The organism is Avibacterium sp. 21-599, assembly GCF_026226765.1.
Lineage (GTDB): Bacteria > Pseudomonadota > Gammaproteobacteria > Enterobacterales > Pasteurellaceae > Avibacterium.
Genome location: NZ_JAKKOB010000001.1, coordinates 1,838,178 through 1,863,158 on the forward strand (window position 1 = coordinate 1,838,178; position 24,981 = coordinate 1,863,158).

The following is a 24,981-nucleotide window of genomic DNA, read 5'->3' on the forward strand; positions in this document are numbered from 1 at the left end:
AATTGATCTCTTTCTTTCGATGAAAGGATCATAACAATATGCTAAACTTCATTTATTATGTTAATCATTATATGAGTAATAAAATGCTACCACGTTTATCTGATGTCCCACAGCTTTCCCCTTTAGTTTCTGATTATTTGGAGGAACTCAAACGCCAACATTTTACTGGCGATATTGCTTCAAACTATGCAGATCGCTTAAGCCTTGCAACGGATAACAGTGTGTATCAGCAACTGCCGCAAGCCATTTTGTTTCCTAAAGATACCGCTGATGTGGTTCGCCTAACCAAATTAGCACAAAAAGAAAAATACCTTTCACTCACTTTTACGCCACGCGGTGGTGGCACTGGCACGAATGGGCAATCCCTAAATAACAATATTATTGTGGATCTTTCACGCTATATGAGCAAAATTCTTGAACTCAATGTGCAAGAACGCTGGGTAAAAGTGCAAGCCGGCGTGGTAAAAGATCAACTCAATCAATTTTTGAAACCTTATGGCTTATTTTTCTCGCCAGAATTGTCCACCAGCAACCGTGCTACGTTAGGCGGAATGATCAACACTGATGCCTCAGGACAGGGGTCATTGCGTTATGGCAAGACCTCTGATCACGTTTTAGGCTTGCGAGCAGTATTAATAGACGGCGAAGTGATTGATACTCACGCACTCAACACCGCAGATTTTGAGCAATCATTACAGCAACAACCTATTTCTCAGCGTAGTCGCCATCTGCATCAAGAGATTTTCCAGCGCTGTCAGCAAAAGCGTAACGAAATCCTGCGTGATTTACCACAGCTTAATCGCTTTTTAACAGGCTATGATCTCAAGAATGTCTTCAATAATGATGAAACTGAATTTAATTTATCCCGCATTTTAACGGGGTCAGAAGGTTCACTTGCGTTTATTTGTGAAGCCACCTTAGATCTCACCCCTATTCCACAATATCGCACATTAATTAATATTAAGTATCGCTCTTTTGATGCGGCGTTACGTAATGCCCCCTTTATGCTAAAAGCCAACGCACTTTCGGTAGAAACCATAGATAGCAAAGTGCTAAACCTTGCTAAGCAAGATATTATTTGGCATTCAGTGAGCGATCTGCTTATCGAAGATCAAGAAAATCCCATTCTTGGTTTGAATATCGTAGAATATGCTGGCAATAGTAAATCATTGATAGAAAAACAAGTGGCACAACTTTGCCTACAACTTGATGAAAAAATCTCGCAAAATCAAGATGATATTATCGGTTATCAAGTTTGTAATGATTTACCCTCTATTGAACGTATCTATGCAATGCGCAAAAAAGCCGTCGGCTTATTAGGCAATGCAAAAGGTCAAGCAAAACCGATTCCGTTCGTTGAAGATACCTGCGTTCCGCCAGAACATTTAGCAGATTATATTCGTGAATTTCGTGCGTTATTAGATCGCCACCAGCTTGAATATGGAATGTTCGGCCACGTTGATGCGGGCGTTTTGCACGTTCGCCCAGCCCTTGATTTATGCGATAAAGAACAAGTGAAACTGTTCAAACAAATTTCCGATCAAGTGGCAGAGCTGACACATAAATATGGTGGATTAATTTGGGGCGAACACGGCAAAGGAATGCGTTCACAATATGGTGAAACCTTCTTCACGCCTGAATTATGGCAAGAATTACGTTATATCAAAACGCTGTTTGATCCGCACAATCGGCTAAATCCGGGCAAAATTTGCACCGCACTTGATAGTACTCAAACACTCTACGCTATCCTATCGCCAATGCGTGCGGATCAAGATCGTCAAATTCCAATACAGATGAAAACGGAATTTGCTGGGGCAATGAATTGCAACGGTAACGGATTATGTTTTAATTTTGATGTACATAGTGCAATGTGTCCTTCAATGAAAGTAACTAAAAATCGCTTATTTTCGCCGAAAGGACGTGCGGCAATGGTGCGTGAATGGCTACGTTTACTGGCGAACCAAAGCGTTTCCCCTGAGCAATTAGATTTTCGCAAAAACCAAATAAAACTCACCGATTTTGTAGCCAAAATTCGTCATAGCCTTGGAAAATTACGCGGTGAATATGATTTTTCTCACGAAGTGAAAGCGGCGATGGATACCTGTCTTTCGTGCAAAGCCTGTGCTAGCCAATGTCCGATAAAAATTGACGTGCCAAGTTTCCGTGCGAAATTCTTACATTTTTATCATCAACGTTACACTCGCCCAATTAAAGACTATGTGGTGTCTAATGTGGAGTTCATCGCCCCTTATATGGCAAAAGCACCGACATTTTTTAACTTTTTCACGGCAGCCAAAATCACTCAGCCGCTAGCCAAAAAAGCCTTGGGAATGGTGGATTTACCCTTATTAAGCCAACCGAATTTGCAGCAGCAACTGGTTGCCCTTAATTATCAAGGGTTAAGTTTAGAACAATTAGAACACTTAAGTGAAATCGAAAAGCAAAATATGTTGCTTATCGTACAAGATCCTTTCACTTCTTATTATGATGCCAAAGTCGTGGCAGATTTTGTGGCACTTACTCAAAAATTGGGCTATCGTCCCATTTTGTTGCCTTTCAAGCCTAATGGCAAAGCCCAGCATATCAAAGGTTTTCTCGCTCGCTTTGCTAAAACAGCCAAAAATCAGGCGGCATTTTTAAATCGAATGGCGCAGTTAAATCTGCCTCTCGTCGGCGTAGATCCCGCCATCGTGCTGTCTTATCGTGATGAATATCGTGAAATTTTAGGTGATGAACGTGGTGATTTCCAAGTGCTTACCGCACATCAATGGCTGAAAAATCAGTTACATTCTGAGCAATTAGCGCAAGGAATAAAAAATTCACAAAAAAACCACCGCACTTTACCTGAAGGACAACAGTGGCATTTATTCCCCCACTGTACAGAATCCACCGCCTTACCGAATAGCCCGAAAGAATGGCAAGAAATCTTTGCTGCCTTTGGGCAAGCCTTGCAAGTGGAAACGGTTGGTTGCTGCGGAATGGCGGGAACATTTGGGCACGAAACGCAACATTTTGCTATGTCTAAAGCAATTTATGCCAGTTCTTGGAAAGAAAAACTTGCCGATAAAAATCCTGATTATTGCCTTGCCACGGGCTACTCTTGCCGTAGCCAAGTTAAACGTTTTGAAAAATGGCAGCCGAAACACCCTGTACAAGCCTTATTAACCTTACTCAGTTAGAAAACACAATGAAAATTTGGAAAAAATCATTTACTTTAGACCAACTTAATCAATTTAATGCCCATTGTGCCGTGGCACATTTAGGTATTCAATTTCACGCCCAAGGGGACGATTGGTTGGAAGCCACGATGCCTATTGATCAACGCACCACCCAGCCAATGGGCTTTTTACACGGTGGGATTTCTGCCGCATTAGCCGAAACCGTAGGTTCAATGGCTGGGTTTTGCTGTGTCGAAACAAACCAAGCCGTTGTTGGATTAGAAATTAACGCAAGCCACCTTCGCCCAGTTCGAGAAGGTGTGGTAACCGCCAGAGCAACCCCTATCCGTTTAGGAAAAACCATCCAATTTTGGCAAATTGACATTAAAGATCAAGCCGATAAACTATGCTGCTTTGCAAAACTGACATTAAGCGTGGTCAATCAATGAAAAACCCAAAAATCGGCATTATTCTTGCCAATTTAGGCACTCCAGACGCCCCTCAATCCAAGGCTATTTCAAGTTATTTATGGCAATTTCTGACCGATCCTCGCGTCGTCGATTTGCCCCGTTGGAAATGGTATCCTTTGCTTCGTGGCATCATCTTACCAATACGTGCTAGACGAGTGGCTGAAACTTACCGTAGTGTATGGACGGAGCAAGGCTCTCCCTTATTGGTCATTGCTAAACAGCAGCAACAAAAGTTACAGCAATATTTTACACAACAAGGAATCAATACCATTGTTGAAATAGGAATGACTTATGGCAATCCCTCTATGCAAAGTGCGGTGGAAAATTTACTCAAAAATCAAGTTGATAAAATTATTGTGCTACCGCTTTACCCACAATATAGTAGCACCACAACTGCGGCTGTCTTGGATTGTTTTGCTCACGCATTAAAATCCATTCGAGGGCTTGTGCCGTTTGAATTTATCCATTCTTATCATCTTGATGCGCATTATATTGATGCCTTGGCGCAATCTATTAAAGCAAAAATGAAATCGGATGAATTTTTACTGTTTTCCTATCACGGTATTCCATTGCGTTATGAACAAGAGGGCGACTATTATCGTGAACACTGTAAACAAACCACTCTCGCTGTGGTCGATCGTCTAGGTTTAACAGAAAATCAATGGCAACTCTGCTTTCAGTCTCGTTTTGGACGTGAAGAATGGTTACAGCCTTATACGGATCATTTCTTACAAAATGCAACTCGCCAGCAAGGCATCGAAAAAGTTGCGGTTATTTGCCCCGGTTTTTCTGCAGATTGTTTAGAAACATTGGAAGAAATTGAAGTAGAAAATCGCGAAATTTTTCTTCAGAATGGGGGAAAATCCTTCCAATATATCCCTGCCCTTAACGCAGAACCTGCCCATATCGAAATGATGGCGAAATTAATTAAAGAGAAAATATAAAAAAAATGCCTAGATGAACGTCTAGGCATTTTACTAAATTTTTCTAAAAATTAGACCGCACTTTAGCTCTTCGACTAAACATAAATTATGCCCAATTTTTCTTTTTAGAGGTTTTACCAATCCCCGGGTTGAAGCTGTTGGTTGGATCTAATTTTTGGTAAAAGGCCTTTAATTCAGGTTTTGCTTCATATAAATGTCCGACATTATGTTCCGCTGGATATTGCGCCCCACGCTGATCAAGCAATGCTAACATTTCGTGTTCGATTTCTTGCCAATCGTAACCTTTTTTCACCAAATAATCTTGATGGAATACATAGCACATAAAATGTCCGTAATACAGTTTATGGATTAATTTATTTTCCAACTCTGCTGGGAGTTTCTCGAACCAATCTTGATCATTACGACGCAAGGCAATATCCAATGCCACGATTTCTTCCACCTCTTGCTCGTGAATTGCACGATAACGAATTGCCGCTGATGCCACAGCAAAACGATGTAACATCGCGGCTTGTGTTTCTTCTGCACTGCATTCAAAATATGCTCCTTTGGACTTATCGGCAAAGCGTGTCTGCAAATATTCTCTGGCTTCTTGCACGCCATTCCCGCCCATTTTTAGGATTAAATGATGTTCATATTGATCGCGATAATCTCTCAAGCGTTGTGGCAAATGCTGTGGCAACAATTTAGAAACAAATTGCAACATTTTGTCGCTGATATGATTTGGTAAAAAAGTCAATTTTTTCATTAGGCGATCAGCTTTGGCTTTGAGCGCAAATAATTTTGGCAAACGGTGCGTGCCAAAACGTTTAATCACCCAGAACGTATCTTTTCCATACTCTGCCGCAATATCAAAAGCATCACGATGAATATATTCGCCCGATACAGGTAAGGTGCTAAATTCTGCCAAAATATGACGGCGAATATCCGTTAAAACTTGCGTGTCATTTGTGCCAATATAAAACACCGCACTTTCTTTATCTTGTGGGAACGTATCCAAACGTACAGCAAACACCCCTAATTTTCCCGCACTACCAGAGGCTTCATAATGACGATTAGGATCGGCATTAAAACGTGCAGGCGTGTCGGCATCAATTTGGCGAACGTGATTGCAATAATCGTGATCGTGTCCTTTCCCACAGTCAAGATGAATATCTTTACGCTGATAACGTCCTGCTTGTAAGTTGGTAAGAATTTCTTCTGGAGTCTCGCCTAAATCAATACCAAGATTATTGATCAGATGTAATTCACCGTTCTCATCTAACTGTGCATACAACGCCATTTCCGTATAAGCTGGACCACGTTGAACCAATGCACCACCAGAATTATTACAAATTCCACCAATTACTGAAGCACCGATACAAGATGAACCAATAACAGAATGCGGTTCACGTTTATATTCTTTCAGCAACATCTCCAGATCATTTAAACGCGAACCTGCAAAGCACATCACTTGCTCGGCATTATTAATGGGTTGAATGCCTGTCATTCGCATAGTATTTATCAAAACAATATCACGCTCGTAATCATTTCCCGATGGTGTTGAACCACCGGTAAGCCCCGTATTTGCCGCTTGTGAAATCACGATCACATCGGCTGCCACACAGGCTTTTAACACCTTCCAATATTCCAATAATGAACCGGGACGAACAACCGCAAGCACCTTGCCTTGCCCAAAGCGATAACCCGTGGTGTACTCTTCAGCTTTTAATGGATCGGTAATCAGATATTTAGGTGTAACAATTTGCGCTAATGTATCAATTAAATGCGTTGCAGACATACAATACCTCTTTAATAGAATGTAACAGGGATTTAACATTTACTATAAAATGAATATACTTGCATTTCAATGTAACTAATAAAATTATTTTGCTTTTCTTTTGATAGCAAAATAAAGGTTTTCTACCATAGAAAATAAACAATTCAGACGGGAAGATTATGGCTTATCACAAATCTCAATTTTGTGATATAGTTCAAAGTTTTTAAAATTTTGTTAAAAAATTTAAAAATTTTATTTACCGCACTTTTCATTTTGTTTAACAATAGAGAAGATTTGATCTAACCCAAAATCAAATATGACAACGCAAAAAAATCCTTATTCACAACAAGGCGAGGTTTCTACTAAAGGAAAAGCAATGGTTAGCAAGTTATTGTATAATGTCGCCATGATTTTTTACTGGAAATAAAGAATGAACATTAATTTTACTCAAATTTTTCAAGATTGTTGGTATTTTATGCGTAATCAAAGGACGATTACCCAGCAATTTATCTTTTTCTTTTTTATTAACGCACTAATTTTCTATTTTCTTTTAACGACGGTCGTACCGATGCCCGAAATCAGTCAGGCAAATGGACAAAGTTTACCCTTACCGAATAATATCAGTGCTGAATTTTTACTGTTAGGCATCGCACAACAATTAGTCAGCCTATTTCTTTCTTCTTGGGGTATTCTCACTTTTCACCGCATTAGTATTCAACAACAAAATCCATTAAATCAAAGTGCGGTGCTAACTTTACAACGTTTTGTTGGCGTAGTGGTCATTAGCTTAATTGGATTTATTCCGCTGATGATTGGCGTGGTAGAAAGCCTGTTCGCCATTTTACAAGGGCAATCGCCTTCAATGCTTTCTTTGGTCGCGATTTTGCTTGGCTTTTTTATTTTTGTACGCTTAAGCCTTGCTTCTACGGAATATCTCATTAACCCTGTAAGCATTATGCAAGCATTGAAAAATAGCTGGTTAAGCGGCGTGAAACGCACTGCGCCGTTATTGATTTATTGTTTGTTAATTTATGTCGTACTGCCTTTTGTACTGAGACGTATCACGGCATTAAGCGACAATCTTATTTTCGATGTCCTAATGCTCTTTTTAACTGCCGTAGTGAGCGTATTTTCTTTACTTTTCACCTACCGCTTTTACAGCTTATTTATGCGCAAGGATCAACAATAATGAAACAGATTTTAGAATTTATTCCCTTACTCGTCTTTTTTATTGTGTATAAACTATTGGGGATTCGTGAAGCCGCAATTGCCCTAATTATTGCCACCGTCATTCAGCTTGTGGTGCTAAAAGTCAAATACGGTAAAATTGAAAAACAACAGCTCATTATGGGAAGTGCGGTGGTTTTTTTTGGTGCATTATCCGCCTATTTCAACGAATTAGCATTTCTAAAATGGAAAGTGACGGTGATTTATGCCTTGTTCGCTTTGGCATTAATCATTAGCCAAGTGATGTTTAACAAACCGCTCATTCAGCAATTATTAGGTAAAGAAATTCAGCTACCTGATGCGGTTTGGTATAAATTAAATATGGGCTGGGCGTGCTTCTTTCTGCTTTGTATGGTGATTAATATTATCATTAGTCAATATTTCTCTGACGATATTTGGGTCGATTTCAAAACGTTTGGAATTATTGGGCTTAGCCTTATTGCAACAGTAGCAACGGGCGTTTATATTTATCGTTATCTTCCACAAACGGATAATAAAGAACAACAATAGGAAAAATTATGTCTGTTTTTATTGAAACCAAAACGGGGCGACAATCCCAAGGTAGTTTATTACTTCGTACATTAGCGATGCCTTCTGATACCAACGCCAACGGCGATATTTTCGGCGGTTGGATTATGTCGCAAATGGATATGGGCGGCGCTATTTTAGCGAAAGAAATCGCACACGGGCGTGTCGTTACCGTTGCCGTTGATAGTATGACCTTTATCCGCCCAATCTCCGTTGGCGATGTGGTATGCTGTTATGGGCAATGTGTTAAAGTCGGCCGTTCTTCTATTCAAATAAAAATTGAAGTATGGGCAAAAAAAGTGTCCAGTGAACCCATTGGTGAACGTTATTGTGTGACGGAAGCGATCTTTACCTTCGTTGCAGTAGATAATAAAGGAAAATCTCGTGCCATTCCGCGAGAAAACAACCCAGAACTAGAAAAAGCATTAGCATTAATGGCAAAACCCTAATCAAGGAGAACAACAAAATGTATTATGTTATTTTCGCACAAGATAAACCCAACACACTCGCTCAGCGTCTTGCTGTGCGTGAGCAACACCTCGCTCGTTTAAAACAATTACAAGCAGAAAATCGTCTATTAACCGCGGGACCAAATCCAGCCATTGATGATGAAAACCCCAGCGAGGCAGGCTTTACCGGTTCAACGGTTATTGCTCAATTTGATAGTCTTGAAGCCGCCCAACAATGGGCAAACCAAGATCCTTATGTGGAAGCAGGGGTTTATGGCGAAGTCATCATCAAACCATTTAAGAAAGTTTTCTAAGTAAAAACACTCAAAAAAAGCACCGCACTTTTCTTTTAGTTAACTCAAGTGAGAAAAAAGAAAAGTGCTATCCCTAACGATAAAAACAATAAGAGGAAACACAATGTCAAACTTTCTACACGATTACCAAAAACATATTGATGAACGTGCCGCACAGGGTGTTGTGCCAAAACCATTAGATGCCGAACAAACCGCACAGCTTATTGAATTATTAAAACATCCCCCAGCAGAGCAAACGGAATATCTTCTTGAGCTTTTTAAAACCCGCGTACCGGCTGGGGTGGATGAAGCCGCTTATGTGAAAGCCTCTTTTCTTGCCGCCATTGTCAATGGTAGCGCCCACTCTCCCTTGATTAGTCCTGAAAGTGCGGTACAAATTTTAGGTACAATGCAAGGTGGTTATAATATTGAACCACTGCTCCAAGCCCTTGATAATGACACCCTTGCCCCTTATGCCGTCACCGCCCTTTCTTCCACGTTATTAATGTTCGATAATTTCTACGATGTAGAACAACGAGCCAAACAAGGCAATGCTTACGCACAACAAATTCTTCAATCTTGGGCAAAGGCTGAATGGTTTTTATCACGTCCAAAATTAGACGAAAAACTCACTGTTACCGTATTTAAAGTATCGGGTGAAACCAACACAGATGATCTTTCTCCTGCTCAAGATGCGTGGTCACGTCCAGATATTCCTTTGCACGCTCTAGCAATGCTAAAAAATGAACGAGAAGGCATTCAACCAGATGAAGCCGGCAATATTGGACCAATTCAACAAATTAATGCCTTAAAAGAAAAAGACTATCCACTGGCTTATGTGGGCGACGTTGTAGGCACAGGTTCATCTCGCAAATCTGCGACAAATTCGGTGCTATGGTTTATGGGCGAGGATATTCCTTATATTCCGAATAAACGCGCAGGTGGCGTGGTATTAGGCGGAAAAATTGCCCCTATTTTCTTTAATACGTTAGAAGATGCGGGGGCATTACCGATTGAGGTCGATGTAAGCAAACTCAATATGGGGGATGTGATTGATATTTACCCTTATCAAGGCAAAATTTGCCAGCATAATAGCGATCAAGTATTAGCCGAATTTCAGTTAAAAACCAATGTATTATTAGATGAAGTACGCGCTGGCGGACGTATTCCATTAATTATTGGACGAGGCTTAACACATAAAGCACGCCAAAGTTTAGGTTTAGCTGAAAATGATATTTTTGCCAAACCACAAGCAATAGCCGATAACCATAAAGGGTTTACCCTCGCACAAAAAATGGTCGGGCGCGCCTGCGGTGTAGAAGGTATTCGCCCGGGACAATATTGCGAACCAAGAATGACCTCTGTCGGCTCACAAGATACCACCGGCCCAATGACCCGTGATGAACTGAAAGATCTCGCCTGTTTAGGATTTTCCTCAGATCTTGTGATGCAATCTTTCTGCCATACCGCCGCCTACCCTAAACCGGTGGATGTGGTCACCCATCACACGTTGCCTGATTTTATTATGAACCGAGGCGGTATATCGCTTCGTCCCGGAGATGGCGTTATCCACTCTTGGCTAAATCGTATGTTATTGCCTGATACCGTAGGAACAGGCGGAGATTCACACACTCGCTTCCCAATTGGCATTTCTTTCCCTGCTGGTTCAGGCTTGGTGGCGTTTGCTGCTGCCACAGGTGTAATGCCACTGGATATGCCGGAAAGTGTGCTTGTTCGCTTCAAAGGTGAAATGCAGCCGGGCATCACTTTGCGTGATTTAGTCCACGCCATTCCTTATTATGCCATTCAACAAGGCCTGCTCACGGTAGAAAAACAAGGCAAGAAAAATATTTTCTCTGGTCGCATTTTAGAAATTGAAGGATTAGAGCATCTTAAAGTGGAGCAAGCCTTTGAGCTTTCCGATGCCTCAGCAGAACGCTCTGCCGCCGCTTGTACCATAAAATTAGACAAAGCACCAATCATTGAATACCTGAATTCCAACATTGTATTACTCAAATGGATGATTGCAGAAGGTTATGGCGATGCGCGTACGCTAGAACGGCGTATCAACGCAATGGAAAAATGGTTAGAAAATCCTCAATTACTCAGCGCGGATCCTGATGCAGAATATGCTGCCGTGATTGAAATCGATCTCAATGAAATCAAAGAACCGATTTTATGTGCGCCAAATGATCCTGATGACGCTCGCCTTCTTTCTGAGGTGCAAGGGGATAACATTGACGAAGTGTTTATCGGCTCTTGTATGACGAATATTGGCCATTTCCGTGCTGCTGGAAAATTATTAGCCAAGTTTAAAGAGGTCATTCCAACTCGCTTATGGCTCGCCCCACCAACTAAAATGGATGCCAGCCTACTGACAGAAGAAGGCTATTACAGCATTTATGGTAAAAGTGGCGCACGGATTGAAATCCCCGGTTGTTCACTTTGTATGGGCAATCAAGCGCGTGTCGCCAATAATGCCACAGTGGTTTCCACTTCAACCCGCAATTTCCCGAACCGCTTAGGGCAAGGGGCAAATGTGTATTTGGCATCAGCAGAACTCGCCGCTGTGGCAGCATTGCTCGGCAAACTGCCAACACCAGAAGAATATCAAGCCTATGTGGCGGATTTACAGCAAGACAAAGAAGACACCTATCGCTATATGAATTTTGATCAACTTAATCAATATACGCAAAAAGCACAGCAAGTGATCTTCCAAGCCCCTGCTTAGTAAAACCGCAATCACAAAAGTGCGGTGAAAAAATCAGGAAAATTTCACTGCACTTTTCTTTCTATAAAAACCCAAACGCCTTTATTTTGTTATTTCTTTGCGGATAAGAAGTGCGGTTATTTTTTTGCTTATTTTTATTTCCTTTTTTCATCATTAATTATAGCCATTTAGCCTTTTCTATTTGACAGCAATATCCTGCCCTTTCTATACTAAACGGGAATTAGTCGGGGTGCTTTTTAAGCTGAGATGATACCCGTGAACCTGATTCAGTTAATGCTGACGTAGGAAACTAATTAGATCATATTCTTGCAAATAGCTATGTTGCAGAATATTCTTTTTTACCTTTCTAATTTCTTCCTTGCTCGTCAATATGACTTTTTAATCATTTAATTAATAAGGAAATGACAATGCAATTTAAACCTTTTTTCTCATCATTTTTATCAAAATGTGGCTTAATTTTTATTGTGCTAGGTGGATGCTTTTTATTTAGCCACAATGCTAATGCGGAAGGACGACTCAATATTTATTGTAGCGTGCAACATTCTGTGTGCGAAAAAATGGCTCAAATTTTTGCTAAAAAATATCACGTGGAGACCAAATTTGTGCGTAATAGCACAGGGGCAACCTTAGCTAAAATCAAAGCAGAACAAGCCTTGCCACAAGCGGATATTTGGTATGGCGGCACCATTGAGCCTCATTTTCAAGCTGCGCAATTAGGATTACTCGAGCCTTATCGTTCGCCCCTACAAGCGGAAACAATGCCACAATTTAAAGCATTGCTCGACAAGCACGGTGATGTAACCGCAATTGGCTATATTATTGTGTTAGGCATTGGTGTAAACACGGAAAAGTTCAAACAATTAGGCATTAAGGATTACCCAAAATGTTGGAAAGATTTAACCGATCCCAAATTTAAAGATCAAATTCAAATGCCTGATCCACGCAATACAGGTACCGGCTACACCTTTATCGCAACACTCGTGCAATTATTCGGTGAGGAAGAAGCCTTTCGTTATCTTAAAGCTTTAGATAAAAACATTTCCCAATATGCAAAAAGTGGCACAGAGAAATCCAATCTCTCGCGTGGGGATGCAGCGGTAACCATCGGTTTTATTAATGGTTATCAAACAGAAAAAGAGAATGGCGCGCCAGTGGAAGCAATTTTACCTTGTGAGGGGGATAGCTATTCGCTTGGTGGTATCAGTATTTTGAAAGGGGCGAGAAATTTAGACAATGCGAAATTATTTATGGATTGGGCATTAACCCCAGAAGCACAAGAAATTGCGTGGCGTGAAGAAAAAATGTATCAAATTCCAACCAATATTCACGCCAAAGCCTCGCCAAATTCAACCGATCCAAAAACCTTAAAACTCATTGACTTTGATTTTGATCGCTTTGGCTCAGACGAAGAAGGGAAACGATTAATAAAACGTTGGCTAGAAGAAGTGAAACTAAAGTAAGTTTACATTGACAAAGGATAAAGTGCGGTTAAAAATAACCGCACTTTATGATTTTTTACGTTAGGAAAGCTGTTCATAATGCGATACCAGATTATTTTCGCAATTTGTATTATTTTCTTACAATGTTTTATTTATATTTTTAACCGCACCCTTTCTTGGCTTTATTTGCAAAATGCCAGTCCTGTTTGTCGTAAAATTTTCACCCTGAGTACTTATCTCGCTGCAAACAGTATTATTTTGCTCACTGTTTCGCGTATTTACCCGATGTTTCGCACTAGCGCTTTTATTTTGGCATTTTTGCTTTTTGCAAGCTTTGTCAGCTTAGCCTGTGTAGCTATTTACTTTATCTTTAGAAAACAAAAAGTTAAGCCAAAATTACACCGCACCTTAGCTTGGTTTTATCCTGTTGGTTTAATCAGTTTGATTGGATTGAGTGTCTATAATGCTTACACACCACAAGTCATTCATTATCAAATTACCTTGGATAAACCTTTCAAACCCTTGCGTATTGGAATGGCGAGTGATTTTCACCTTGGACGATTATTTGGTGGCAAACAATTGGATAAGCTAGCTGAAATAATGAACGAGCAAAAAGTCGATATTATTTTACTCCCGGGCGATATTATGGATGATAATATTCGCGCTTATGTCGCAGAAAAAATGCGACCGCATCTTGCTAAATTACACGCCCCACTTGGCGTTTATGCCACCTTAGGTAACCACGATTTCTTTGGGCAACAGCAGGCGATTGCCAACGAAATTCGTCAAGCTGGCATTACGGTTCTGATGGATCAAGCAGTGCAAGTAGATAATCGTTTTGTGCTGATTGGGCGTAATGATGATTTATTTAAAGCGCGTCCAAAAACCAAAGATATAATTAATCGCTTAAATACCCATTTACCTATTTTTCTATTGGATCACCGTCCAACAGAAATTATGGCACATTCAACCTTACCTATTGACATTCAGGTTTCAGGCCACGCACATAAAGGACAAATCTTTCCAGCAAATTTAATCACAAAGGTGTTATATCGTTTAGATTACGGTTATGAGAAAATTGGCAACGGGCATTTTTTCGTTACTTCAGGTTATGGATTTTGGGGAATTCCAATGCGATTGGGATCGCAATCGGAAGTGTTTATTATTGATGTAAAAGGAAAAGAATAGGGCGTGAGAATGAACTTTCTAAATAAAAATTTAAGTAAAATTTACACCGCACTTTGTTTAGGCTCGGCAACGCTGTTTTCCAATGCCGTTCAGGCAGAAGGCAAGCTCACCGTCTATTGTAGTGTGCAAAGTACGACTTGTGAGAAAATCACGCAAGCTTTTAGTAAGAAGTATCATGTGCAAACTCAATTTGTGCGTAATAGTACAGGGGCGACCTTATCCAAGTTAAAAGCAGAACAACACAATCCTCAAGCGGATGTTTGGTACGGCGGTACGATTGAATTACATTATCAAGCTGGCGATCTGGGTTTACTCAGTCCTTATCGTTCACCAATGCAAGCTGAAACAATGCCACAATTTAAAGCATTATTGGATAAAAAAGGCGATCTGACGTCTATTTTATATATGCTCGTACTTGGTTTTGGTGTAAATACTGAAAAATTTGCTGAGCTAGGCATTAAAGACTATCCGAAATGTTGGAAAGATTTGCTTGATCCCCGCTTAAAAGGACAAATTCAAGTGCCAGATCCTCAACTTTCTGGCACGACTTATACAGCGATTGTTACGCTGATTGAATTACTCGGTGAAGAAAAAGCCTTTGCCTATCTAAAACAGTTAGATAAAAATGTTTCTCAATATATGAAGAGCAATCAAGTTACCAGTAATTTAGCACGCGGTGAAAGTGCAGTCAGTGTTGGATTCGTGCATAGTTATGCCACCGAGAAAGAAAATGGCGCACCAGTGGAAGCCATTTTGCCTTGTGAGGGGGATAGTTATTCCCTTGGTGGATTAAGCATTATTAAAGGCGCAAGAAACTTGGATAACGCAAAATTATTTGTGGATTGGGCATTATCTAAAGAGGCACAAGAAATTCCTTGGCGTGAGGCAGGGGTTTATCAAATTCCAACCAATGTGAATGCGCAAGCCTCACCAAAATCTGTTGATCCTAAGACCTTGAAGCTGATCAATATTGATTTTGACCGTTTTGGTTCGGCAGAAGAAGGCAAACGCTTAGTCAATAAATGGGTGCAAGAAATTAAATTGAAAAAAGAAAATTAACTTTTCGCAAAAAAATGACCCCACTTTTAATGTGGGGTCAGGCATTTTAACCTTTCAAACGTTCAAAGCCCGCTTTTAAATCAGCGATTAAATCTTCAACTTCTTCAAAACCAATATGCACACGGATTAATGTGCCAGTCAGTTTTCTATCAATATTAGGGCGAATTTTAGCAATCTCTTCTGGTTGATTATATAAAATTAATGACTCAAATCCTCCCCAAGAATATGCCATTGAAAACAGTTCAAAATGATCCATAAAGCGTTCTAATTGTTCTTGTGTTAATTTCTCTTTTAGCTCAAAAGAAAATAACCCGCTGGCCCCCGTGAAATCACGCTTAAAGTTTTCGTGTCCCGGACAACTTGCTAAAGCTGGGTGATAGACCGCCTTTACTTCAGGCCGTTGAGCTAACCATTGCGCAACTTTTATGCTATTTTCTTGATGTTGTTTTAGGCGAACCGCTAAGGTACGAATACCCCGTGCGGTAACATAGGCGGTATCTGCATCCACCATTTGCCCCATTAAATAAGAATGTTCACGCAATTTATCCCAACAACGGGCGTTAGATACTGCGGTGCCGATCATTGCATCAGAATGCCCTACTAAATATTTCGTCCCCGCTTGGATAGAAATATCAATATCGTGTTCCAGCGCCTTAAATAACACGCCCGCCGCCCAAGTATTATCAATCATAATCACGACATCAGGATTAACCGCACGCACAGCTTTTACAATCGCAGGAATATCAGGCACTTCCATTGTCAGTGAGCTTGGCGATTCTAAGAACACTACTTTGGTATTTGGCTGCATTAAATTGGCAATTTCAGCCCCCATCAGCGGATCATAATAGGTGGTACTTACCCCCATTTTTTGCAAAATCACGTTGCAGAACACTTGAGTTGGCTCATAAGCCGCACCTGTCATCAAAATATGATCACCAGTTGCCACAAAAGAAAGAATGGTATTGGTTACCGCTGCAGCCCCACAAGGGTAAAGATAACAGCCTGCCCCACCTTCTAATTCACACATTAAATCTTGTAAGGCAAAATGAGTGAGCGTACCGCGACGTCCATAATATAATGCGCCTTTAGTGAGGTTTTTGCCGGCTTCTTTTTTATCCGCTAAGCAATCAAAAACTAAAGAAGAGGCACGCTGAATCACAGGATTCACACTGCCTTGCGTCATTCTCTTTTTACGTCCAGCGTGGACAAAGGTGGTGTTCGATGTAGTATTTGCTTTCATACATTTTCCTTACTTTTATTAAATTTAGGTAAAAATAATCAATTTAATAGATAAAAACAGTTATTCAAGTGCGGTGCTTTTCTTTAGAATATTTCCCGATTTACGCTTATTGTTGTTTAAGCATATCTATCATTAATTTTTATAGGAGATTTTTACTATGGTATTAGTAACTCGTCAAGCACCAGATTTTACTGCATCCGCTGTATTAGGCAACGGTGAAATTGTTGATAATTTTAACTTAAAAAAACACATCGAAGGTAAACCAGCAGTTATCTTCTTCTGGCCTTTAGATTTCACTTTCGTATGTCCATCTGAAATCATCGCATTCGATCATCGTTATCAAGAATTCAAAAACCGTGGTGTTGAAGTGGTTGGTGTTTCTATTGACTCTCAATTCACTCACAATGCGTGGCGTAAAACCTCTGTTGATGCAGGCGGTATCGGTGAAGTTCAATTTGCGATGGTTGCTGACGTTAAACACGAGATTGCTCAAGCATACGGTATTGAACACCCTGAAGCAGGCGTTGCACTTCGTGCTTCATTCTTAATTGACAAAGATGGCGTTGTTCGTCACCAAGTTGTAAACGATCTTCCACTTGGTCGTAACATTGATGAAATGATCCGTATGGTTGATGCGTTACAATTCCACGAAGAACACGGTGAAGTTTGCCCAGCACAATGGGAAAAAGGTAAAGAAGGAATGACCGGCAGCCCTGAAGGCGTTGCAAAATACTTAAAACAAAACGCAGATAAACTTTAATCTATTACTTGTTTAGCTTTATTTTCAATTTAATTTAGGAACTGGAAACTCACTAAGGTGAGTTCTCTTTACCTAAGGAACTTTTATAAAAACAATGCGTTATAAAAAAAGCTAAGTTTTCTAAACTTAGCTTTTTCTTTTAAATCAACTCATTAAAAAATTGATGAGGCAAGCGTTAGGATCACGCCTAAAGATAGCACAACCATCATCATTGCATAACCAAATGTACCCATAATTTACTCCTAAAAGTTGATAAAACTTGTCGGGATTATAGCAAAATTGTGAAAAAAAGAAACTTTCTTAAATAAACAGGAAAAAGCCGTGATGAAGTGCAAATTTTTTCGCAATAACCCTTAACAATTCGATTTCGCCCTTTATAATAGCCAAAATTTTTTCGGAGGAATTATGGCAACAATTAAAGATGTGGCAAAAATGGCGGGCGTGTCCACCACGACGGTATCCCACGTAATTAATAAAACGCGCTTTGTTGCACCTGAAACAGAAAAGCAAGTACGCGAGGCGATTCAATCACTCAATTATTCACCCAGTGCAGTAGCGAGAAGTTTGAAAGTCAATACCACAAAATCAATTGGTATGATCGTAACCACCAGTGAAGCCCCTTATTTTGCTGAAATTATTCACGCCGTTGAAGAGCATTGCTATCGCCAAGGCTATTCATTATTTTTATGCAATACCCAAAATGAACCAGAAAAAATTAAAAATCATCTTGAAATGCTTGCTAAAAAACGCGTAGATGGGGTATTAGTGATGTGTGCAGAATACACGCAAGATTCCCTCGATCTGCTGGCAAATTTCACCGATATTCCAATGGTAGTAATGGATTGGGGACCAAATAATCAAAACACAGATATTATTCAAGACAACAGCTTTGAAGGTGGCTATATGGCAACCCAATATCTGATTGATAATGGGCATAAAGCCATTGGTATCATTGCAGGTGAATTAATTAAAACCACGGCTAAAACACGTTATGAAGGTTTTGTTAAAGCAATGACAGAGGCTAATTTACCGATTAATCCCGATTGGGTGATGGAAGGTTTTTTTGAGCCAGAAGATGGCTATGAATGTATGAATAAAATCTTAAAGCAAGAACACTTACCTAGTGCGGTATTCTGTTGCAATGATGTGATGGCATTAGGTGCAATCTCTGCCATTGGAGAAAAAGGACTGAAAGTGCCTGATGATATTTCTATTATTGGCTATGACAATATTCACGCCTCGCGTTTTTATTCACCGCCACTTACCACAATACACCAGTCTAAATCTCGTTTAGGCGCACAAGCGGTGAATTTATTATTCCAACGCATTAGTGATAAATCAGGTCAGCACCAAATTATCGAAATGCACCCTGAATTAGTCGTTCGCAGTTCAGTTAAACAGTTATAATTCATTTCCTGCCCGTTACTATAACGGGCAATTTTTTAGACTAAATTTTAACAAATTACTAACATTATTAGATTTCATATAAAAAAAGATAAAAAATTCATAAAAAAACCACCGCACTTTTGATTTATATTATTTTTTATCTTTTAAATAATTGACCTTTCTCCCTATTTTTGATTATATCTATCACAGAAAACGAATTTATTTTTTTGTGAGGTGCTTATGATCCAACAATACACAACACTGCGTAACAACATCAATATGCTTGGGCATTTCTTGGGCGAAACCATTAGTGATGCACAAGGTAGTGATATTCTTGACTTAATTGAAAATATTCGTGTGTTATCACGCAATTCCCGTGCGGGTGATGAAAAAGCACGCCAGCAGCTACTTGATACCCTCGCGACAATTTCTGACGAAAACATTATTCCTGTCGCGAGAGCCTTCAGCCATTTTTTGAACTTAACCAATATTGCTGAACAATACCAAACAATTTCTCGTCAGCATATTGACCAAGAATCGTCCGATCGCACGTTAGAAGCCTTATTTCAACGTTTAAAAGCACAAAATGTTCCTGTTGAGAAAGTCCTTGATGCGGTACAAAAACTGATTATTGAATTGGTGCTTACCGCTCACCCAACCGAGGTAACACGCCGTTCACTCGGGCATAAGCACGTCGAAATCAACCGCTGCTTAAGCCGTTTAGAACACGATGATTTAACTGAAGCCGAAACCACCAAACTTAAACGCCGTTTAATGCAGCTGATTGCCCTCGCTTGGCATACGAATGAAATTCGTACCCAACGCCCAACCCCTGTTGATGAAGCCAAAGCAGGGATGGCGGTGATTGAAAATAGCCTATGGAAAGCGGTGCCAGAATTTTGTCGCCTATTTAATTTTCATTTAGAAAAAAATTTTGCGGTGCAATTGCCAGTGGATCTTGCGCCAGTGCGTTTTTCTTCTTGGATGGGTGGGGATCGTGATGGTAACCCATTTGTTACTGCCCAAACGACTCGCCAAGTGTTACTAATGAATCGCTGGAAAGCGGCTGAGTTATTTTTAGAAGATATCAAAGCCTTAGCCGATGAACTTTCTGTAATTCAATGTACGCCTGAATTTCGCGCTAAATATGGCGATCACTTAGAACCCTATCGCTTTGTCATCAAACAATTGCGTAGCAAACTGATCAAAACCGTTGCCTATTATGGCGAGCAACTAGAAGGCAAAATCCCTGCTGTTGCGTCAGAAGAATGTTTAACTGATGATGAACAGCTTTGGGAACCACTTTATGACTGCTATCAATCTCTCCATCAATGTGGTATGCGAATTATTGCAAATGGGGCATTACTTGATTGCTTACGCCGTATTCGTTGCTTTGGCTTATCGCTTTCTCGCCTTGATATTCGCCAAGAAAGCACAAGACATAGCGATGCCATTGCGGAAATCACCCGTTATATTGGTTTAGGTGATTATTCACAATGGACAGAAGATGACAAACAAGCTTTCTTAATTCGTGAACTCAGTTCACGCCGTCCACTCCTACCGCGCGATTGGCAACCTTCTGCAGAAACGCAAGAAGTGCTAGATACCTGTAAAGTGATTGCAGAACAATCCGAAGGCGTGATTTCTTGCTATATTATTTCAATGGCGCGTACCGCTTCCGATGTACTTGCCGTGCATTTATTGCTAAAAGAAGCTGGCGTACCTTACCACTTACCTGTTGTACCGTTATTTGAAACATTAGACGATTTAGACGCCTCCGAAGAGGTGATGCGTCAATTATTCAATATCGGCTGGTATCGTGGGGTCATCAATAATAAACAAATGGTGATGATTGGCTATTCCGACAGTGCAAAAGATGCGGGAATGATGGCCGCTTCTTGGGCGCAATATCGTGCGCAAGAACAACTCGTAAATTTATGTGAAGAATTAGGCATCGAACTTACCCTATTCCACGGGCGTGGCGGTACCATTGGACGAGGGGGCGCACCTGCACACGCGGCGCTTCTTTCTCAACCGCCGCGTTCCTTAAAAAATGGTTTACGTGTAACCGAACAAGGAGAAATGATCCGCTTTAAACTTGGTCTCTCTGCGGTGGCAGTAGGCAGTTTAGATCTTTACGCAAGTGCTATTTTTGAAGCCAATTTATTACCCCCACCAGAACCTAAAAGAGCTTGGCGTGAAGTAATGGATGAGCTTTCTCGCACATCTTGCGATATTTATCGTCGCGTGGTGCGTGGCGATAAAGATTTTGTGCCATATTTCCGCTCTGCGACACCAGAACAAGAACTATCAAAATTACCATTGGGTTCACGCCCGGCGAAACGCAATCCTAATGGTGGCGTAGAAAGTCTGCGTGCGATTCCTTGGATTTTCGCTTGGATGCAAAACCGCTTAATGCTACCAGCTTGGCTTGGTGCAGGGGCTTCAGTGCGGCTTGCTATTGAGCAAGGTAAAGGCAATATTATTGAAGAAATGTGTAAACAATGGCCATTTTTCTCAACACGGATTGGTATGTTAGAAATGGTGTTCAGTAAAACCGATACTTGGCTTTCTGAACACTATGATCAACATCTTGTGAAACCTGAATTATGGTATTTAGGGCAATCTTTACGCGAACAATTAAACGCTGATATTCAAACAATTCTCTCTTTATCGCACGAAGATCAATTAATGTCCGATCTCCCTTGGATTGCAGAATCTATCGCTTTGCGTAATATTTACACTGATCCACTCAACTTATTACAAGTGGAATTATTACGCCGTTTGCGTGAAAACCCTGAAAACCCAAATCCTGATGTTGAGCAAGCCTTGATGATCACCATTACAGGTATTGCCGCTGGAATGCGTAATACTGGTTAAACGCAAGTATCGCCCGAAAGATAAAAGGCAAAGTGCGGTAAAAAATTACCGCACTTTTTCTTTCCTGATTATTCTTATGCTATGATACGCACTCTTTTCAAACAAATAAAAAAACCAATGACAGAACAAATAAAAAAACTTGATCCTGATACTGCTATTGATATTGCCTATGACATCTTCCTTGAAATGGCCGGAGAGAACCTTGATCCTGCGGATATTGTTCTCTTCAATTTACAATTTGAAGAACGCGGTGCGGTTGAATTTGTCGAAACGGCAGAAAATTGGGAAGAAGAAATCGGCGTATTGATTGATCCTGATGAATATGCTGAAGTTTGGATCGGCTTAGTTAATGCGCAAGATGAAATGGACGATATTTTTGCCAAGTTCCTCATTTCCCACCAAGAAGAAGATCGTCAATATCATATTATTTGGAAAAAATAATCCCGACAAAAAGTGCGGTGAAAAATCACCGCACTTTTACTATTTAACCACAGTCTGATCTGTACTCGAAAAACTGGACACCTAATTTGAGGTGCAGATCAGCCATTATTGTCCTATATATTCAAAGACAATAATTGAACCGGGATTTGCCATTTTTGAGGTTGGTGTGTCATCTAATTGACGGCCATTTCCCATATTATCTGTTACCACATAAATTTTACGGGTATCTGGGCTAACTAAAGCATTGCGATAACGGTTTGCACTGGTGAAATATTTTGCCGTATCCCCTTGCACATTACTCGCATCTTCATTCATTTTTACTTGATAGATTGCCCCACTCTTATAGGTTGCTAATAATAATGAATTACGGAACTCTGGAATAACGCCATCTTTCGGATAATATACCGCATTACCCGGTGCAATTGTTGGCCAGCAAATATAAGCCAGTTTTCCACAAGTGGCGTTAGTGTAATTGTAGTCATTATTCACCGTGAAGAACGTTTTGACAGGATCAATCACAGGTTCTTTGTAATCCGTTTCTTTTTGTGTTGGCACGCCTTCAGGAATCACATTGGGATCATATTTCACGCTCGGGCAATTTACCGCGGCAGAATAATTCGCATAAACATAAGCTAAATCATCTTTAAATCCCGCAATGTGTGGCCAGCCATAATTTCCACCCGCTTCAAGTTTGTTCAATTCATCATCGCTTGAAGGGCCTTGTTCTGTGCTATAAAGGTGATTTCCTACCCATACTAAACCTTGTGGATTACGGTGTCCGTAGGTATAAATGTGGCTTTTCACCCCTTTAATGATAGGATTATCATCAGGAATTGAGCCGTCTTTATTAAGGCGCAAGGTTTTTCCGTTATAAGCTTGGTAGTCGTGATTTTTCACCTGTTCTGCTGTTGGCAATTTTTGTGAAGTAATTTCATCGCAAACGTGTTTACCTTGGTTATAGCCTAAATCGCCTGTGGTGTAATAAAGTTTACCATCTGGACCAAATTTAATACGTCCAGCATTGTGATCGACACCTGCAATAATATGGTCAATGACAATTTTCTCATCACCTAATTTGTTGGCTTTCCCATCATAGGTTAAACGGACAATACGGGCGAATTTTTTCTCGCCGTCCACATAAGTATAGGCCGCATAAGCATAAGGTTCACCTGCATCAAAATTTGGATCTAAGGCTAACCCTAAAACGCCTTGATGTGGGAATTTCTCATAAGCATTAGCAAAATGGTACAACACGCTTTTCTCGCCCGTTTTGGGATCAATGCTCACGATATTTCTGCCTGCACGTTCTGTTAGCCAAAGTTGCTCTTTCGGCCCCCAGATCATCTCCCAACCGCCATCAACCTTATCGGTTAATACTGTTGCTTCAAAATGTGAACCAAAATCCACCTTCCCATCTTTACTCACCACATCAATGGCATTTGCGCTAGTTGTCGCAAATACAAATAATGCACCAGCAAATGCTAGTTTTTTCATTCTATTCTCCTATTGTTCTTCTTGCTGTTAAAAAGCGAGCGGATTATATAAAACGAGGAAAAATAGCGATACCTATTATTAGAAAAGGTGTTTTTACTATTAAGAAAATTTATAGTATGGGCATAGATTCACAAGTGATTCTCATAAAAAATGAAGATAAAAAACAGCCTATTTCTGGTTTGTAAGAAATAGGCTGTTTATTTTGATAAACCGAGAGGGATATCTAGTAAAGGCTAGCCTTGAGGTTTGTTTGCCATAATCTCAATAATTTGCACATCTGTGTGTTGCATACTCTTACAAGCAATCGCACATAAATTTTCTATACTTTCATCAACACAATGTTCCACAATCCCTTCATTACCGGTTACACCTGTTTGATTCATTGCCATCAACACCGATTTATATGCTGATGTAACACTTGTCGATACTTTCATTGCACAACTATTTGCAGCGCCATCACAAATAATCCCACTAATATCACCGATCATACTACTTATCGCCATTGCTGCCGTATCAAATTTATCTGTTAATAAATAAGAAATCCCAGCACAACTTCCCATTGCCGCAGTAGTTACCGCACAAAGGGCAGAAAGTTTTGGTAGCTTACTATGAATAAAAATTGCCATTAAATGTGATAAAAATAATGCGCGTGTACGTTTTTCTTCATCAACCTTGAGATGATCCGCCACGACAACAACAGGCATTGTCGCAGTGATACCTTGATTGCCCGAACCAGAATTACTCATTGCCGGTAAACTAGCGCCGCCCATTCTGGCATCTGATGCCGCTGTTGTATTAATCATAATACGTGAAAGCAAATCATCTGATATAAGCCCATCACCAATATGTTTCTGTAATGTACGGCCTATACGTAATCCATAATCACTACGTAATCCTTCATTAGATAAAGCTTTATTTAATTTTTCAGCTTGATTAATAAATGCAATTTTATCCAAAGGCACTGTCATTGAAAAATCAAAAATATCTTTTGCCTTTAGCTGCTCAAAAATTGCATAAGGATCAAGGTCTTGATGTTGGTTATCTTCTACTTGATAGATAACCTCCCCTTTTTTCTCAATAAGAATAATATTCGTATGCTGTCCTTGAATAACCACCCTTACCCAATCATCGCCAGCATATAGCGTTGATTCTGCATACAAAATTTGATCCGTTTGCTGAATACAAACACTCACTTTGTGTTGCGCTAAAAGCTGTTTAGCCTGCTCTACCTGCTCTGGTGTAATTTTATTTAATACCTCTAATCCGGCTTTTGCATCTCCGCCAATCGCACCTACCGCGGCGGCAATAGGCAATCCAACCATTCCCGTACCAGGAACCGCGACTCCCAAGCCGTTTTTCATTAGATTTGGTGAAACTTTTGCCACAATTTTATCTGGGAATTGCCCTAAATGTGATGCGGCAGTCGCAGAGGCTAGTGCTAGAGAAATCGGTTCGGTACACCCTAATGCAGGCACAACATCCTGCTTTACAATATTTATCAATGCTGGCTCAAAAGCCAATAAATGTGCGTTCATCAT

The 24,981-nt window shown here is 40.2% G+C and carries 20 protein-coding genes and 1 riboswitch; of the genes, 16 read left to right on the forward strand and 4 right to left on the reverse strand.

Annotated features, from left to right (window positions below; translation table 11 throughout):
* Nucleotides 1-83 precede the first annotated feature (83 nt).
* Genes ydiJ through hemH form a run of 3 tightly spaced genes read left to right on the forward strand, consistent with a single transcriptional unit; the run spans nucleotide 84 to nucleotide 4,572 of the window.
* Nucleotides 84-3,179: a D-2-hydroxyglutarate dehydrogenase YdiJ gene (gene ydiJ, locus L5B83_RS08785; RefSeq protein WP_265778410.1), complete on the forward strand. Its 3,096-nt coding sequence runs from the start codon at nucleotides 84-86 to the stop codon at nucleotides 3,177-3,179.
* Between the two features lie 8 nt (nucleotides 3,180-3,187).
* Nucleotides 3,188-3,607 (forward strand): hotdog fold thioesterase, encoded by a 420-nt coding sequence (locus tag L5B83_RS08790; protein WP_265778202.1) that lies wholly within the window; start codon nucleotides 3,188-3,190, stop codon nucleotides 3,605-3,607.
* Nucleotides 3,604-4,572, forward strand: coding sequence for a ferrochelatase (gene hemH, locus L5B83_RS08795; RefSeq protein ID WP_265778203.1), 969 nt, complete (start codon nucleotides 3,604-3,606; stop codon nucleotides 4,570-4,572). The genes L5B83_RS08790 and hemH overlap by 4 nt, the downstream gene beginning before the upstream one ends.
* Before the next feature lie 85 nt (nucleotides 4,573-4,657).
* On the opposite strand, the gene dld is transcribed toward hemH, so the two are convergent.
* Nucleotides 4,658-6,349 carry a D-lactate dehydrogenase gene (gene dld, locus L5B83_RS08800; RefSeq protein WP_265778204.1) on the reverse strand — a complete coding sequence of 564 codons (1,692 nt, stop codon included), beginning with the start codon at nucleotides 6,347-6,349 and terminating at the stop codon, nucleotides 4,658-4,660.
* Nucleotides 6,350-6,758: 409 nt separating this feature from the next.
* Here dld and L5B83_RS08805 point away from each other — a divergent pair, with 409 nt between their 5' ends.
* The 8 genes from L5B83_RS08805 (at nucleotide 6,759) to L5B83_RS08840 (ending at nucleotide 15,242) form a co-directional block, all read left to right on the forward strand.
* A complete protein-coding gene (locus L5B83_RS08805; RefSeq protein WP_250350086.1) occupies nucleotides 6,759-7,517 on the forward strand; it encodes a hypothetical protein in 759 nt (252 codons plus the stop codon).
* Complete coding sequence (locus L5B83_RS08810; RefSeq protein ID WP_265778205.1) at nucleotides 7,517-8,065, forward strand: septation protein A; 549 nt, start codon at nucleotides 7,517-7,519, stop codon at nucleotides 8,063-8,065. The genes L5B83_RS08805 and L5B83_RS08810 overlap by 1 nt, the downstream gene beginning before the upstream one ends.
* An 8-nt stretch (nucleotides 8,066-8,073) precedes the next feature.
* Nucleotides 8,074-8,532 (forward strand): acyl-CoA thioester hydrolase YciA, encoded by a 459-nt coding sequence (gene yciA, locus L5B83_RS08815; RefSeq protein ID WP_250350084.1) that lies wholly within the window; start codon nucleotides 8,074-8,076, stop codon nucleotides 8,530-8,532.
* Between the two features lie 17 nt (nucleotides 8,533-8,549).
* Nucleotides 8,550-8,846, forward strand: coding sequence for a YciI family protein (locus L5B83_RS08820; RefSeq protein ID WP_250350083.1), 297 nt, complete (start codon nucleotides 8,550-8,552; stop codon nucleotides 8,844-8,846).
* 103 nt (nucleotides 8,847-8,949) lie between these two features.
* Entirely contained in the window at nucleotides 8,950-11,556 is a 2,607-nt protein-coding gene (acnB, locus tag L5B83_RS08825) for a bifunctional aconitate hydratase 2/2-methylisocitrate dehydratase (protein ID WP_265778206.1), read from the forward strand.
* A gap of 215 nt (nucleotides 11,557-11,771) precedes the next feature.
* A riboswitch (TPP riboswitch) is annotated at nucleotides 11,772-11,861 on the forward strand.
* Nucleotides 11,862-11,963: 102 nt separating this feature from the next.
* Complete coding sequence (locus tag L5B83_RS08830) at nucleotides 11,964-13,016, forward strand: ABC transporter substrate-binding protein (RefSeq protein WP_265778207.1); 1,053 nt, start codon at nucleotides 11,964-11,966, stop codon at nucleotides 13,014-13,016.
* Nucleotides 13,017-13,094: 78 nt separating this feature from the next.
* Nucleotides 13,095-14,183: a metallophosphoesterase gene (locus tag L5B83_RS08835; protein WP_265778208.1), complete on the forward strand. Its 1,089-nt coding sequence runs from the start codon at nucleotides 13,095-13,097 to the stop codon at nucleotides 14,181-14,183.
* A 9-nt stretch (nucleotides 14,184-14,192) separates the two neighbouring features.
* A complete protein-coding gene (locus L5B83_RS08840; protein WP_265778209.1) occupies nucleotides 14,193-15,242 on the forward strand; it encodes an ABC transporter substrate-binding protein in 1,050 nt (349 codons plus the stop codon).
* 46 nt (nucleotides 15,243-15,288) lie between these two features.
* On the opposite strand, the gene metC is transcribed toward L5B83_RS08840, so the two are convergent.
* Nucleotides 15,289-16,482 (reverse strand): cystathionine beta-lyase, encoded by a 1,194-nt coding sequence (gene metC / locus L5B83_RS08845; RefSeq protein ID WP_265778210.1) that lies wholly within the window; start codon nucleotides 16,480-16,482, stop codon nucleotides 15,289-15,291.
* A 157-nt stretch (nucleotides 16,483-16,639) separates the two neighbouring features.
* Here metC and L5B83_RS08850 point away from each other — a divergent pair, with 157 nt between their 5' ends.
* From L5B83_RS08850 to L5B83_RS08865, 4 genes are all read left to right on the forward strand, one after another.
* A complete protein-coding gene (locus tag L5B83_RS08850; protein WP_250350077.1) occupies nucleotides 16,640-17,242 on the forward strand; it encodes a peroxiredoxin C in 603 nt (200 codons plus the stop codon).
* A 405-nt stretch (nucleotides 17,243-17,647) separates the two neighbouring features.
* Nucleotides 17,648-18,649 (forward strand): HTH-type transcriptional repressor PurR, encoded by a 1,002-nt coding sequence (gene purR, locus L5B83_RS08855; protein ID WP_265778211.1) that lies wholly within the window; start codon nucleotides 17,648-17,650, stop codon nucleotides 18,647-18,649.
* A gap of 219 nt (nucleotides 18,650-18,868) precedes the next feature.
* On the forward strand, nucleotides 18,869-21,508 hold the full coding sequence (gene ppc / locus L5B83_RS08860) for a phosphoenolpyruvate carboxylase (protein WP_265778212.1): 2,640 nt from the start codon (nucleotides 18,869-18,871) through the stop codon (nucleotides 21,506-21,508).
* Between the two features lie 117 nt (nucleotides 21,509-21,625).
* Nucleotides 21,626-21,949, forward strand: coding sequence for an HI1450 family dsDNA-mimic protein (locus tag L5B83_RS08865; protein ID WP_265762057.1), 324 nt, complete (start codon nucleotides 21,626-21,628; stop codon nucleotides 21,947-21,949).
* Nucleotides 21,950-22,054: 105 nt separating this feature from the next.
* Here L5B83_RS08865 and L5B83_RS08870 read toward each other — a convergent pair whose 3' ends face one another.
* A complete protein-coding gene (locus L5B83_RS08870) occupies nucleotides 22,055-23,443 on the reverse strand; it encodes a glucose/sorbosone family PQQ-dependent dehydrogenase (RefSeq protein ID WP_265778213.1) in 1,389 nt (462 codons plus the stop codon).
* Between L5B83_RS08870 and L5B83_RS08875 the strand changes: the two genes are divergently transcribed.
* On the forward strand, nucleotides 23,428-23,628 hold the full coding sequence (locus tag L5B83_RS08875) for a hypothetical protein (protein WP_265778214.1): 201 nt from the start codon (nucleotides 23,428-23,430) through the stop codon (nucleotides 23,626-23,628). The genes L5B83_RS08870 and L5B83_RS08875 overlap by 16 nt on opposite strands.
* Nucleotides 23,629-23,676: 48 nt before the next feature.
* Here the strand turns inward: L5B83_RS08875 and L5B83_RS08880 are convergent, their stop codons facing one another.
* Nucleotides 23,677-24,978: an L-cysteine desulfidase family protein gene (locus L5B83_RS08880; protein WP_250351679.1), complete on the reverse strand. Its 1,302-nt coding sequence runs from the start codon at nucleotides 24,976-24,978 to the stop codon at nucleotides 23,677-23,679.
* Nucleotides 24,979-24,981: the final 3 nt, after the last annotated feature.